Annotated in this window: 11 protein-coding genes; 7 read left to right on the forward strand and 4 right to left on the reverse strand. The window is 47.5% G+C overall.

What is annotated here, in order from left to right:
* The first annotated feature begins 35 nt into the window (after positions 1–35).
* The 6 genes from OCV11_RS05100 to menE all read left to right on the forward strand — a co-directional run bounded on the left by OCV11_RS05100 (position 36) and on the right by menE (position 7,337).
* Positions 36–1,343: an isochorismate synthase gene (locus tag OCV11_RS05100; protein ID WP_261895400.1), complete on the forward strand. Its 1,308-nt coding sequence runs from the start codon at positions 36–38 to the stop codon at positions 1,341–1,343.
* Positions 1,340–3,052 (forward strand): 2-succinyl-5-enolpyruvyl-6-hydroxy-3-cyclohexene-1-carboxylic-acid synthase, encoded by a 1,713-nt coding sequence (gene menD / locus OCV11_RS05105; protein WP_261895401.1) that lies wholly within the window; start codon positions 1,340–1,342, stop codon positions 3,050–3,052. Before OCV11_RS05100 ends, menD begins: the two co-directional genes overlap by 4 nt.
* The gene (menH, locus tag OCV11_RS05110; RefSeq protein WP_261895402.1) at positions 3,042–3,872 is read left to right on the forward strand and encodes a 2-succinyl-6-hydroxy-2,4-cyclohexadiene-1-carboxylate synthase; all 831 of its coding nucleotides are present in this window, start codon (positions 3,042–3,044) and stop codon (positions 3,870–3,872) included. The genes menD and menH overlap by 11 nt, the downstream gene beginning before the upstream one ends.
* Complete coding sequence (gene menB / locus OCV11_RS05115; protein WP_261895404.1) at positions 3,865–4,731, forward strand: 1,4-dihydroxy-2-naphthoyl-CoA synthase; 867 nt, start codon at positions 3,865–3,867, stop codon at positions 4,729–4,731. The genes menH and menB overlap by 8 nt, the downstream gene beginning before the upstream one ends.
* A 207-nt stretch (positions 4,732–4,938) precedes the next feature.
* Positions 4,939–5,937, forward strand: coding sequence for an o-succinylbenzoate synthase (menC, locus tag OCV11_RS05120; protein WP_261895406.1), 999 nt, complete (start codon positions 4,939–4,941; stop codon positions 5,935–5,937).
* A complete protein-coding gene (menE, locus tag OCV11_RS05125) occupies positions 5,934–7,337 on the forward strand; it encodes an o-succinylbenzoate--CoA ligase (RefSeq protein ID WP_261895407.1) in 1,404 nt (467 codons plus the stop codon). Before menC ends, menE begins: the two co-directional genes overlap by 4 nt.
* 237 nt (positions 7,338–7,574) lie before the next feature.
* Here the strand turns inward: menE and OCV11_RS05130 are convergent, their stop codons facing one another.
* The 3 genes from OCV11_RS05130 to OCV11_RS05140 all read right to left on the reverse strand — a co-directional run bounded on the left by OCV11_RS05130 (position 7,575) and on the right by OCV11_RS05140 (position 11,349).
* Complete coding sequence (locus tag OCV11_RS05130) at positions 7,575–8,498, reverse strand: YeiH family protein (protein ID WP_261895408.1); 924 nt, start codon at positions 8,496–8,498, stop codon at positions 7,575–7,577.
* 377 nt (positions 8,499–8,875) lie between these two features.
* Positions 8,876–10,744, reverse strand: a complete 1,869-nt coding sequence (locus tag OCV11_RS05135; RefSeq protein ID WP_261895410.1) for an MFS transporter — start codon at positions 10,742–10,744, stop codon at positions 8,876–8,878.
* Positions 10,745–10,758: 14 nt separating this feature from the next.
* Positions 10,759–11,349, reverse strand: a complete 591-nt coding sequence (locus OCV11_RS05140; protein WP_261895412.1) for a TetR/AcrR family transcriptional regulator — start codon at positions 11,347–11,349, stop codon at positions 10,759–10,761.
* 187 nt (positions 11,350–11,536) lie between these two features.
* Between OCV11_RS05140 and OCV11_RS05145 the strand changes: the two genes are divergently transcribed.
* Positions 11,537–12,403 (forward strand): Tim44 domain-containing protein, encoded by an 867-nt coding sequence (locus OCV11_RS05145; protein WP_261895414.1) that lies wholly within the window; start codon positions 11,537–11,539, stop codon positions 12,401–12,403.
* Between the two features lie 127 nt (positions 12,404–12,530).
* On the opposite strand, the gene OCV11_RS05150 is transcribed toward OCV11_RS05145, so the two are convergent.
* The gene (locus OCV11_RS05150; RefSeq protein ID WP_261895416.1) at positions 12,531–13,826 is read right to left on the reverse strand and encodes a cation:proton antiporter; all 1,296 of its coding nucleotides are present in this window, start codon (positions 13,824–13,826) and stop codon (positions 12,531–12,533) included.
* Between the last annotated feature and the right edge of the window lie 34 nt (positions 13,827–13,860).

Consider the following 13,860-nt stretch of genomic DNA (forward strand, 5'->3'; position numbering starts at 1 on the left):
CAGTAACACCGAATCTCTTGTTCTCCGAGGTCGCTTTGTCTAATTTTCACCAGTCTATTGTTCAACTGATAGAACAAATTTACCAAGCCGACGATCACGCTCTCCGCATAGAGCTGCCACTGGACTCTGCTCCTCAATGGTCTTTGATCGATTGGCTAAATGTACAGCCAGTTTTCCCTAAATTCTATTGGCAAGCTCGTGATGCCAGTGAAGAAGTTGTCTCACTTGGCGCTGTACAAACGTTTACTGATCCAGCGCCAGCGTATGCCGTTCTTGGAGAGCATCAGCGTGTCTGGGGCGGGCGCTCCTTTGATGGCGGCACACAGAAAAACCGCAGTGGCTTACCTTCTTTCTTCTTTTTGCCACAAGTTGAGTTGATTCGTCGCCAAGAAAGTTGGTTTCTTGCTGTAAACCTCAATTCAGATCGCTTAGCGGTGGTCGACACATTGCGTAAGCTCGTCACTCAGCATGTAGAGCTAAAAGAGATTGATGCGCAGATTATGGCAGTCAGCCATGCGCCGACTGAGGCTCATTGGGCTCAGTTAATCGATGATGTACTGACCAGTGTTAAGCAGCAGCACGTTAAAAAAGTGGTGCTGGCACGCGAAACTCGTTTATCGCTCTCGAAGCCGCTAAGTGCAGCGCAGCTACTTAAAGCCAGTTATGCCAATAATCACAACAGTTTCCATTTTATGTTGGTGCTTAACGAACACGAGAGCTTTATGGGTTCAACCCCTGAGCGTCTCTATTTTCGTCAGGGGAGTGAGCTGCAAACCGAAGCGCTAGCGGGCACTATTGGTCGTGGACAGACAAGCGAAGAAGATGAAGCATTAGCTTACTGGTTGTTGCATGATGAAAAAAATATCAATGAAAACCAGTATGTTGTCGATGATATAGTTGATCGTATTACCCCTCATGCGCAGCAAGTGACGGTTGAACCTGTCGTTAAATTGGTGCAATTGCGTAAAGTTCAGCATTTACGTCGCCGCATTCAAGTGGCGCTAAAAGCGGGGATCAATGGCGTACAGCTATTAAGCGCTTTGCAGCCTACGGCGGCAGTATCTGGTGTGCCACGCAAAGAAGCATTTCAATTTATCTTGGATAAAGAACCGTTTATTCGCGGCTGGTACGCAGGGTCGATGGGCTATTTTAGTCACGAACAAGCAGAGTTTTGCGTTGCAATTCGCAGCGCTTTGGTACTCGATAAAGAAGTGCGCCTGTATGCGGGAGCAGGGATTGTACCCGGCTCAATCGCCGAATACGAATGGCAAGAATTGGACAAAAAAATGTCAACGCTAAAAAGCCTAATTGGCGAATCTCACTCACTTGAGGTTACGCAATGAGCCATGATCAAGCGGTATTGAACCGCATTTGGAGTAAAACATTACTTGAAGAGATGGCTCGTCTTGGCGTTCGCCATGTTTGCGTTGCCCCTGGATCGCGCTCAACGCCTTTGACGTTAGAAGCGGATCTCAATGAAAAATTGACCTTGCATACGCACTATGATGAGCGTGGACTTGGTTTTCTCGCGTTAGGTCTGGCTAAAGCGAGCGGTCAGCCTGTGGTGGTGATTGTGACGTCAGGTACTGCCGTTGCCAATCTATTACCTGCCGTTGCAGAATCAAAACTGACTGGCGAACAGTTGATTATCCTAAGCTCCGATCGCCCAGTGGAACTGCTCAATTGTGGTGCTAACCAAGCGATCAATCAGGTGGGAATTTATTCGACGCATGTGAATCACAGCGTGAATTTGCCTTCTCCATCAACACAGATTCCCCTGCGCTGGCTTTTGACCACTGTTGATGATGCTATGTATCAGCAACAACAGTTGCGTGGCAGTCTCCATTTTAACTGCCCTTATCCAGAGCCTTTGTACTCCAATGGTACTGAGGCATTGTACGACGATTATTTGGCACCCATTAAAGCATGGCGAGAGTCCGATGCTGTGTATTGTGCTCGTCATGCTGCTATTCATGTTACCGCTCCTGAAGTGGCCGAATGGTTAGACAAAAAAGGGGTTGTGATTCTCGGTGCATTGAGTCTGGCAGAAGCCAAAGCTGCGCAGCACTTTGCTCAAGCGCTGGGGTGGCCATGTCTGTGCGACCCACAAGCAGGCGTAAGCAGCGATTGGTCGGGGTTTGATTTGTGGATGCAAAATCCACAGGCCAACCTAGAACTATCAAAGTGTGATCATGTGGTCCAATTTGGCGCTAGAATCGTTTCTAAGCGATTGAATCAATGGGTTAATCGTCATTTGAATTCGGGCAATGTCGGTTACGATTATGTTTCGTCGAGTGACTTACGTAACAACCAAAGCCATTTACCACAGCAGCACTGGGTTTGTGATATCCCGCAGTGGGTCGAACAAAGACTGCAACAGCGAACACTACGTCACTGCCCGCATGCAGGGTGGGGCGATGGTTTGAAAGATATCGCTCATCAATGTCGCGAACTCGCACAGCTACACAGTGCGTCAGGCAAGCTATCGGAAATCGCGGTGGCATTAGAACTCAATCAAACGCCTGATAATGCGGTGCTGTTTCTGGGTAACAGCTTAATCATCCGTTTAGCGGATATGGTGAGCTCTCTGCCTTCGGTTCCTGTCTACGCTAACCGTGGCGCTTCCGGCATTGATGGTTTGGTCGCAACCGCCACTGGCGTACAACGGGCGACCGATAAACCGCTCTTAATGCTGCTCGGTGATACGTCACTTCTTTACGATATGAATTCGTTGGCGCTGCTGCGTCAAACGACCCAACCTGTCGTGGTTGTCGTGACCAACAACGATGGTGGAGCAATATTTGACCTATTGCCGGTACCGGAAGAGAAACGCCAAGCACTGTATCAAATGCCTCATGGCATGACGTTTGAGCATACCGCGGCGCAATTTGGTTTGGCTTATCAGTGTCCTGAAACGCTTGAAGCTTACCAAGCAGCCCTAAATGATCATTTTGCTCATGGCACAGGCACATTGCTGGTGGAAGTAAAAAGCGTTCCGGGCGAAGCATCGTTACACATTAAGCAGCTGGTGGGTGAGCTCAATGCTGGCTAATCAAGTTCAGCTCCGCCATCATCAGTCTGAACAGCCTGTGTTGGTCTTTTTGCACGGCTTACTGGGTTCCGGCGCGGATTGGCGTCCGGTGCTCAATGCCTTAGACCATGATTGGATGACGATCGATTTGCCGTTTCATGGTGGCAGTCGAGCGCTAGAGTGCGTTGATTTTGCTTCCTGCGTAAATCGAGTGGTTGACACCATACAAGCCATGCTTAGTGAGCAGACGCCGATTATTTTGATCGGCTATTCACTAGGCGCGCGCGTGGCGATGGTCGCTGCGGCAAGCGGAGCGCTAGACAAATTGAACGTTCAAGGTTTGATTCTTGAAGGCGGTAACTTTGGTCTACTTTCCACAGAAGACAAAGCGCAGCGTTGGCAGAACGACCAAGGTTGGGCGGAACGCTTTGCCGGTGAGCCGATTGAACAAGTCTTAGCCGATTGGTATCAACAACCGGTATTTAGTTCATTAAATAATGAGCAAAGACAAACATTAATTACTGTGCGTAGTGATAACCTTGGTGGCCAGATAGCAAAGATGCTGCGTGCCACCTCGCTGGCGAAGCAGCCTTATCTGTTGTCCGATTTAAAGTTGCTTACTTTACCCATGCATTATATCTGTGGGGAGCGCGACACTAAGTTTCGCCAACTCGCGCAACAAAGTGGTTTGGTATTTAGCCAAGTAGCCAATGCCGGACACAATGTACACAAAGAGCAACCCATCGCGTTTGCTCAAATTATTGAAGATTTTATTCTTCAACACTTTTTTATCCGTCAACGACATGTTGACCAAAACAACAATGGGAATCACCATGGCTAAAACTGTAGGCATTTCAGAAGAAGAGCTCTACGCACCGGTCGTATGGACAGACTGCGGCGAGAGCTACGAAGACATTCATTACCACAAATCTGAAGATGGCATCGCGAAAATCACCATCGCACGTCCACAAGTGCGTAATGCGTTCCGTCCTCAGACTGTTAAAGAGATGATCAATGCTCTGGCTGATGCTCGTTACGACGAAAGCGTTGGCGTGATCATTCTGACAGGTCTTGGCGAAGATGCATTCTGCTCTGGCGGTGACCAAAAAATTCGTGGCGATTACGGCGGTTACAAAGACGAAACCGGTACTCACCACCTCAACGTATTGGACTTCCAACGTCAAATCCGTACTTGTCCAAAACCAGTGATCGCTCAAGTAGCTGGTTGGGCTGTTGGTGGCGGTCATGTTCTCCACATGATGTGTGACCTTACTATCGCAGCTGAAAATGCTCAGTTTGGCCAAACAGGACCTAAAGTGGGTTCATTTGATGGCGGTTGGGGTGCTTCTTACATGGCTCGCATCGTGGGTCAAAAGAAAGCGCGCGAAATTTGGTTCCTATGCCGTTTCTACAATGCTCAAGAAGCGTTGGATATGGGCCTTGTGAACACCGTTGTTCCGCTAGCTGACCTTGAAAAAGAGACCGTTCGTTGGTGTCGTGAAGTTCTACAACATAGCCCAATGGCATTACGTTGTTTGAAAGCCGCATTGAACGCAGACTGTGATGGTCAAGCGGGCCTACAAGAATTGGCGGGTAACGCAACCATGCTGTTCTATATGACTGATGAAGGTCAAGAAGGTCGTAACTCGTTCAACGAAAAACGTCGTCCTGACTTTAGCAAGTTCCCTCGCAATCCATAAATGGGTTATTGATGGACTGATAGGGTTCTATCGCAGCAAGAGAGTTGACTCTCTTGCTGTTTTCTCTCCAGAAATGGTTATACTCTACACGCAAATCGGTGTGATCATACCTAAGTGACTTTGATGGTGAGCATCACCATTTACTCACCCACTGCCAAGGTTATTTAGATATATCTCTATTCTTATTAATACGTTATTAGGATAACTATGCGCAGCGCAAAACTCTACCGTTACACTCTGCCAATGGACAGTGGTGTCATTCTTCGCGATAACAAGCTTAAAGAACGTGAAGGTCTGATTGTTGAACTCTGCGATCAAGGACGGACTGGGCGCGGAGAAATCGCTCCTCTCGTCGGATTTAGTCATGAAACCTTAGATGATGCGCAACAAATGGCTCAAGCGCAGTTAGCGCTATGGCTGCAAGGTGAGCAGCTCGACTACAATTCACTCTTACCATCGGTTGCCTTTGGTATTTCAATGGCAGAGCTGGAACTGGCTGGTGAGCTTCCTCAAGCTGGTAACTATCGCGCCGCGCCTTTGTGTACAGGCGATCCAGATGAATTGTTACCAGTATTGAATGCGATGAAAGGCGAAAAAGTAGCCAAAGTCAAAGTGGGCCTTTATGAGCCGATTCGTGATGGAATGCTGGTGAACCTCTTCTTAGAATCGATGCCTGATTTAACTCTGCGTCTGGATGCTAACCGTGCTTGGACAAAAGAGAAGGCAGACAAGTTTGCTAAATACATTACGCCATCATTGCGCCATCGTATTGCCTTCTTGGAAGAACCATGCAAATCACCATCCGATAGCCTCTCTTTTGCTATTGATACCGGTATTTCCATCGCTTGGGATGAAACGCTGCAAGAAGCGGTGACTAAGCCAGATTTCACTTTGTCTGATTTAATGGGCGGCAAAACCATCGTCATCAAACCGACTTTGATCGGCTCAGTGCAGCGCTGTCAGGCGCTTATCAAACGCGCTGGTGAGTTGAAGTTGCAGGCGATCATCAGTTCGAGTATCGAATCAAGCCTTGGTTTAACTCAATTGGCACGTATGGCAAAATGGTTACTGCCAAATGAAGTGCCAGGACTCGATACGATTGGTCTATTTAGGGCGCAACTTGACGTCGCTTGGCCCGATTGCCAATTGCCAGTGGTGCCATTAGCTGAGCAGCCTGTGGTGTGGTCTGCGGAGTCTGCTTTGTGACCACTCCTTGGAAAAGGTGGCGCACAGCTGCGCCACACAAGATTGCATTACGAACAGAACACGGTGAATTGAGTTGGACTGAGCTGTGTCAAACGGTGGATTGTTACAGTGCTCAATTAACGAAGCAAGGTGTTGTCTCGGGTGATGTAGTCACTTTAGTGGGTAAGAATCACCTTGACACCCTATTGGTGTTTTTAGCGGCTCATCAGGTTGGTGCCATTTGCGCACTGACCATGCCGCAACCGTTAGCTCAGCTTGAAGTAAAGTTTGATACCTTGTATCCCCAAGGTCAGCCTGCGCTAGTATGGCTAGCCCCAAGTGCTCAAGTGACAGCCGATGAACTGCGCGGAATCAAACGTCCGGTGACCGTGCTGGCTTTTGCTGACATGCCAGTTGAGCTAAGCAGCCACTCTCATTTTCAAGCGTATGATGAACGCAATCTTGCCAGCCTTATCTTTACCTCGGGCTCAACTGGAGTACCGAAAGCCGTTGCGCATACTCATCAGCACCATTTCGCCTCAGCGACAGGGCTGCTTGAGTGGTTTCATTTCAATGCGCAGCATTGCTGGTTACTTAGCTTGCCGATGTATCACGTATCCGGTCTTTCGATTGTTTATCGTTGGTTAGCCGCTGGTGCTTGCTTAAAGCTTGGCACGGGGCAGCTCCTTGACGATATTCAAGGTGTTAGTCACGCCTCTTTGGTGCCGGTTCAGCTCAAACGTTTACTGGATAGCCGCATTCATCTTGATCTGACCCATGTACTGCTTGGCGGTAGCCACATTCCACAAGAACTCGGTATGCAAGCGGCGACATTGGGAATTGAAACTTGGTTAGGCTATGGCATGACAGAAGCCGCGTCGACCGTGACCGCAAGGCGAGTCGATAATGGCGTTGGCGCAGGTAAAGTTATCCCTAATCGTAAACTTGAAATTCGTGATGGGCGCATCTACATCGGCGGTGACACCTTGGCTTCTGGCTATTATCAACAAGGCTACTTGGTCTCTTTTACCGATGAACAGGGCTGGTTTGATAGCAAAGATCTGGGTCATTGGCAGCAAGGCGATTTAGAGGTGATTGGGCGAGCAGACAACCTGTTTATCTCTGGCGGTGAAAACATTCACTGTGAGGAGATAGAGGCGGTGCTGAATCGACATCCCGATGTGGCATTAGCGATGATTGTACCGATGGAAGATGCCACATTTGGTCATCGTCCTGTGGCAGTCATGAGCACGACCCAACCACTTGAAAAAGCCTACTGGGATGAGTGGTGTGCTAATTACTTAGAGAAATTTAAGTGGCCAATTGCTTACTTTGCCATGCCTGCAGAACTGACCACGTCAGGAATTAAGGTGTCTCGTACCGCGCTGAAAGCTTGGCTCTTAGAGCGTATTTCTGCCTGAATATAAGCAGAAAGTTATGAGTTAGACCAAAACAGAATTTTCGCTTGTTATAACTGCAAAGCATAATAATCGTAAGTATCACCTATTTGGGAATGACGATTGTGTTAGCGAAAATTCTGTTAGTTTTGGCCATCTTGCTGCAGCTCTCCTTAGCGCTAGTTGAACAGGGTTGGATTCGTTCTGTGTCCGAACTCAGTGCCTTTCTACTCGTCATTGTTCTCGCAGCCTTGCTCCCATCTAAACAGGGTGAGTCAGCAACCAACCCAAAGATGAACACGATATTGTGATCCACAACAGCACGCCAAAGACGAAAGGTTTTGGCCCAGATTGTTTTAAGCGTGCCACCGAAATCCCACAGCCAATCAGGTACAAACAGACAACCAACGCCTGTTTTGCCACAGCAAAAATGCCGTGATAAAGCACTTGTCCGGCCGGTAGCAAATCGGCGATACCAATCGCAACACAATAGAATAAGATGAAGTAAGGAATGGTGATTTTGCGAGATTCACTACGAAACGCAAACGCACTCAAAAACGCCACTGGAATAATCCACAGTGCGCGAGCCAGTTTCAGTGTTGTCGCGGTTTTCAACGCTTCTGTACCGTAAGCCGATGCCGCGCCCACTACCGATGAAGTATCGTGAATTGCTATCGCTGCCCAAGTACCAAACGTGGCTTGGTTAAGATGCAGTAGATGACCGATCATCGGAAATAAAAACAGTGCGACTGAGTTGAGCACAAATACCGTTCCGAGCGCCAAACCAATCTGATTATCATCTGCTTCGATAGCGGGAGCGACTGCCGCTATTGCACTACCGCCACAGATAGCGGTCCCTGAAGCGATTAAATGTCCCGTTTTACCATTTAGCCCCATCACGCGCGCCACCAGAGCGCCAATCACCAAAGTCCCCACTATCGTACAAACCACTAAGCCAATGCCATGGCTGGTGACGGTTAGTGCTTGTTGTAATGGAATACCAAAACCCAACCCAACAATTGAATAAGAGAGTAACTTTTTAGTCAGTTTGGTTAACGCGAGATTTTCTGGAATGAGCCCAAGTGACGAAATGAAGAAGCCTAAAACTAACGCAGTAGGAGAGGTGATGATGGGAGAGAGACAAAGCACCAGTCCCAGCCAAAAAACAATATGCTTGAGTTTCATAAAACAGGCCAAAAAGTAATAACGGATGACAGCATTGTAACGTAAGTCACACTGTCAGAAAGTCTTAATGTTTTGAACAGTCGTTAAGTAAAACTGAACATAATCTTATGGGCAATTTTATGGGGACAGGCACCCTAATTTGATGAGTTTTTTTATGAGGACAGACACCGTAAATAAGGCTTCTTCTTAAGAGGACAGGCACCGTAAGTGGGGGGCTTAACGATGCCAATATTACAGGGACAGGCACGTTAAGATGGGGTGTTAAGGGTATGAATTAATTCGGGTATTGGTGAAATTGGGTGTTTGGCTAGAATAAAAAAGCCACTGCGGAGATAGGCAGTGGCTTTAAGATTTGATGTGAGTGAAAAGCGGTTGAGCTAACGATACTCTCCGCGCAGGTCACACACTTTCTGTCGAAGCATTTCGTTATTGGCTTTACCAGGCGAAACGGGAATGCCTACCTCTAGTTCGATAGAAGAGAGCCATTTCACGGGCACGCCTTTACATGCCCGACCTTTGCGCCGGCTAAAGTAACTATGCCATAGACCTTTTAGCGCCACAGGAATCACAGGTACAGGGCAGCGTTTGAGGATCACCTCCATGCCACGCATAAAAGGTTGCACCTCTCCATCTGGTGTTAAGCGTCCTTCTGGGAAGATACAGACCAATTCGCCCTCTTTGAGTGCCTTTTCAATTTCATTGAACGCGCGGCGAATTGTATTCCCTCGGGTGGCATTAATCGGGATAACCCCAGCACGGCGCAGAAAACGAGCGACTGGTGGATAGTTGGCGTAGTCTTCTTCCATCACAAAGCGAATCAATCGTGGACATGCCGCACTGAGCAGCAGCGCATCAAGATAGCTGACATGGTTTGAGACAATCAATGCGCCGCCTTCTTTGGGAATAAAATGCATATTTTTATGACGCACCCGATAAAAGAGACGACTGACCAGCCAAATAAGTAAACGAACCACATGGATAGGGTAGTGATAGAGCAGCCAACCCGCGACCAATAAATTGAGTAACGCGATCACGCCAAACAGTTGTGGTATTGAAAGATGCAACACACTCAAGCCAATCATGCCCAAGATGGCGCTTCCAACCATAAACAGAGAGTTATAGATGTTCAGCGCTGCGATAACCTGCGCCCGCTCGGTCACTTTGGCTTTATGTTGCATAAGTGAGTAGAGAGGGACGATAAACATCCCGCCGCTCATCCCAAGCAGAAGTAAGTACGCGAACGTTGGCCACAAGGCTTGGTATTGCACAAAGTCAGAAAATTGGCTGAGGTCTGGCAGATTTTCAGGGACAGACGTAGCAAACAAAAAACCAAACAGCGTAATGGCAAGGCTGGCTAACGGCACCATACCGAGTTCAATGCGGTGCGAGGTGATTTTATCGTAGCAGAGTGAACCTATGGCAATCCCAACGGAAAAAAGCGCGAGAAGAAACGACACTGCGCTTTCGCTGCCATGTAGGTACTCATGGGTGAAGTTAGGAAACTGAGTAAGATAAACCGCGCCCAAAAACCAAAACCAACTGATCGCCAAAATCGCTTGATGGATAACATGATTTTTGCGCGCAATGCTCAATGTGGTGCGCGTATGGGCAATAGGCTTCCAGCGAAAGCGCAGTTCAGGCGCGCTCGCAGGCGCATTAGGAATCCAGCGACTCGCCCAATAGCCGACCAAAGCAAACAACACGACAGAACCTGCAGCGATGCTTTGTGCATAAGGTGTGGAGGCAATCATCCCCGCGCCGATGGTACCAAGCAAAATGGCGAGGAACGTGCCAGTTTCCACTAACGCATTGCCAGGAACGAGCTCTTCCGGTTTGAGTTGCTGTGGCAGCAGGGCGTATTTTACGGGGCCGAAAAAGGCGGATTGAGTTCCCATCAAAAAGAGAATCACCAATAAGATGCCGTAACTTTGAGTAATAAAACCCACCGCCCCAAGCAGCATGATAACGATTTCGAGCAGTTTTACTTTACGGATAAACGCCGATTTTTCGTATTTGTCGGCAAGCTGGCCCGCGGAGGCTGAAAAGAGGAAAAACGGCAGAATAAATAATCCTGCCGCCAAATTGATAAACAGATTACTGGAGATGGGTAAGGTTTCGGCACTGGCGAAAGCAACTAAAAGTAATAAAACGTTTTTGAATATGTTGTCATTGAAAGCACCGAAGAACTGCGTGACAAAATAGGGAAGAAAGCGCCGCTCGAGCAGCAAAGAAGATGATTTTGTCATGCGCGATCCTTAACTCACCAGTTAGTGAGGTAGTGCGAGAGCAGATTTTCAATCAGCTCTTTTCCGTCAATGTGTTGTTTGGCGAAAAATTTATCATCGACACTGAGTAGGGTAATACCATGCACGCCGGACCAGAGTACACGGCTGGCTTGGAGCACTTCCAAATTAGAACGCTGTGGTGCAATCACTTTAAGCAACCCTTCAAGCATACCAGTCATGTTATCGATACGATCTTGTTGCCACTCTGGGAGGATGTCGCCGTTCATGTTGTGTTCGAAAATCAACTGCCAGCGGAAAGGATTGGCTTGAGCAAAATCGTGATAACAATAAGCCAATTGGTACAAAGCTTGTTCAGGATCTTTACATTGGCTGACCACATCTTTTGCTTGGGTCGCCAACTCATCTAAAGTGTCAGCGACAACATGCAATAGTAACAAATTGTAATTGCCGAACACATTGACTAGAGTACTGGGCACATAACCTATCATGCCTGCGATTTTTCGTAAGCTAAGGTCATGATAAGAATGATCTTCCAGAAATTTATTTACGGCTTCCAGAGTGAGGCTGATCAGTTCTTCTCTGGTATGATCGTTTCGTCTAGCCATGATATCCATTCAATTATGTACAATGTTCAATATATTAATGAGCTGATAACAGAGCGTCAACTTATCTGATTGCAATATTCTGAAACAACAACGCTAGTTCAAAAGATTTTCATCTCAATGGTTAGCCGCTATGATTCAGACAATTAAATGAGCTTGTTAGCCCAGATTAATACACAAAAGGAAGACTATGAAACGACTATTCTCATTCGTCGCGCTTCTAATGGTATCGGTGATGGTAGTACCTCACGCCGATGCGAAGAAGTTTGGTGGCGGTGGTTCGTTCGGTAAGAGCTTTAAAACTGCTCCGGCGCCGAAGTACCAAAACAACACGACATCGAAGCAAAATACCTCGACTGCCGCTCAGCAAAACAACGGTCGTAAAGGATTGATGGGCGGTCTACTTGGTGGTCTGCTTGCGGGTGGCTTACTAGCGGCATTCTTCGGTGGCGCTTTCGAAGGTATCCAATTTATGGATATCCTGATTATCGGTTTGATTGCTTTCATTGCATTTCGTTTCCTACGCGGTATTCTCGCGGCGAAACAAGGCAGCATGAATCAGCAGCAACCTGCATTTGGTGGCGCAAATCGTCAAAGTTTCGAGCAACCTAACGTGCACAACTTTGAACAGCCACAAGCCTCTGGTGGTTTTGGTACCAATGCACAGTCTGATGTACCGCATAACTACCCACCAGGTTTTGACCAAGCAGGTTTTGTTAACGGTGCTCGCGAACACTATCGCGTACTGCAAGGCGCTTGGAACTACAACCAGTTGGATAAGATTCAAGAATACGTATCAGCAAGTCTGTTCGAAGACCTAAAAGCTGAGCGTGCTAAGCTGCAAGGCGAACAACACACTGACGTGATGTATGTTGATGCTGAGATTGTTCGTTGTGATTACGATGCGAGCAAAGCGCAACTAAGCTTGCAGTTCTCTGGTCGCTATCGCGATGCTGTTGAAGGCGTTGAAGAAGATATCGAAGATATCTGGCACTTAGAACGTGACCTGACTGTTGCAAATGCACCATGGCTTATCGTGGGTATTCAAAACAGCTAATATCGTGACAACCTTTAGGCGGGCTTTACCGCCTACTAGGCAAAGCAGCGATAGAAAAAAACCGGCAGAGCATGCCGGTTTTTTTATGGGGTTAACTTACGAGATTACCGTCAGTTTTGCCAAGTGCTTAAGACTGAGCCACAGGCGTGTGAATTTGATCAACGTGTTTGGCTTTGGTAATCATCGGTGTGATGGTTGAGCCTTGCACTATGATAGAGAACAGCACTACAGCATAGGTCATAAGCACGAAGATCTCTTTAAGTTCAACGTGGGCAATCGGTGTGGTTACACCTGAAGGAATTGCCATGGCCATAGCGAGCGCCAAGCCGCCACGTAGGCCGCCCCAAGTCAGAATTTTAACCGATTCAGAGTTATAGCTGCGGAAACGGTTAAAACACACGTAAGAGACGCGAACGCTCAAGTAACGAGCACAAAGCACCAATGGAATTGCAATCACGACTGCGATGAGGTCGATGCGGTGGAATGAGAAAGTCACCATGATCAAACCAATCAGCAGGAACAAAATCGCGTTGAGAAATTCGTCTGCCAATTCCCATAGGTGAGTAAGCTGGTATGACTCTTCTTCAGAAAGAATATTGCGGGTGATGTTACCTACGATGATCCCTGCAACAACCATAGCGAGTGGGCCTGAAACGCCAAGATGTTCAGCCATTACGTAACCTGCGGTTGGAACCAACATGGTTAGGATAAGGCGCATCAGGCTATCTGGAGTCACTTTGATAAGGAAGTGGAACAGGCCACCCAATACCGCCCCAAACAGCACACCACCCAGAGCTTCGTGCGCAAATAACTCAACAGTCCCCATCACGGTTGGGGTGCTAGAACTAAAGGCAATTTGGAAAATGGTCACAAATACCACAAGACCAACACCGTCGTTAAACAGGGATTCACCTTCGATCTGAATCGAAATACGTTGTGGCGCTTTCATCTTTTTCACGATAGCCAATACGGCGATTGGGTCAGTTGGAGAAATCAAAGCACCAAACAAGCAGCAGTAGATGAAGGAAATTGGAATGCCTACGTAACCGAAGATTGCCCACAGCGCGCCACCGATAAAGAAGGTCGAAAGAAGTGTTGCAATCAGTGCGAGGAAGGTGATTTCAAACTTCTGGTCTTTGAGATGATTCAAGTTGATGTTGAGTGCGCCACCAAAGAGCAAGAAACCCAATACACCTTTAAGCAAGAAATCATCAAATTGAATGTTTTTCAACATAGTAACAAGTGGTTGCTCACTATTCGTTGAAAGAATACCAAAGTGGCTTAGGGTCAAAACGATCGCAGAAATCAGTACAGACCAACCTGTGATAGCGATGGTAGTTTGAAAACGGCCAAAACGATGGTTTATCAAAGAGATGATGATAGCCACTGCGGCAATCATACACACTGTGTCATAAACAGACATAGACAATATACCCGGTAAGTAGACGTTAAGAGAG

The organism is Vibrio porteresiae DSM 19223, from assembly GCF_024347055.1.
Classification (GTDB): Bacteria; Pseudomonadota; Gammaproteobacteria; order Enterobacterales; family Vibrionaceae; genus Vibrio; species Vibrio porteresiae.

What these genes read in the sequence shown, in the direction of transcription:
- menD (WP_261895401.1), top strand. Translation starts at nt 1,340, where the DNA reads ATGAGCCATGATCAAGCGGTATTGAACCGCATTTGGAGTAAAACATTA.
- menH (WP_261895402.1), top strand. Translation starts at nt 3,042, where the DNA reads ATGCTGGCTAATCAAGTTCAGCTCCGCCATCATCAGTCTGAACAGCCT.
- menB (WP_261895404.1), top strand. Translation starts at nt 3,865, where the DNA reads ATGGCTAAAACTGTAGGCATTTCAGAAGAAGAGCTCTACGCACCGGTC.
- menC (WP_261895406.1), top strand. Translation starts at nt 4,939, where the DNA reads ATGCGCAGCGCAAAACTCTACCGTTACACTCTGCCAATGGACAGTGGT.
- OCV11_RS05130 (WP_261895408.1), bottom strand. Translation starts at nt 8,498, where the DNA reads ATGAAACTCAAGCATATTGTTTTTTGGCTGGGACTGGTGCTTTGTCTC.
- OCV11_RS05135 (WP_261895410.1), bottom strand. Translation starts at nt 10,744, where the DNA reads ATGACAAAATCATCTTCTTTGCTGCTCGAGCGGCGCTTTCTTCCCTAT.
- OCV11_RS05140 (WP_261895412.1), bottom strand. Translation starts at nt 11,349, where the DNA reads ATGGCTAGACGAAACGATCATACCAGAGAAGAACTGATCAGCCTCACT.
- OCV11_RS05145 (WP_261895414.1), top strand. Translation starts at nt 11,537, where the DNA reads ATGAAACGACTATTCTCATTCGTCGCGCTTCTAATGGTATCGGTGATG.
- OCV11_RS05150 (WP_261895416.1), bottom strand. Translation starts at nt 13,826, where the DNA reads ATGTCTGTTTATGACACAGTGTGTATGATTGCCGCAGTGGCTATCATC.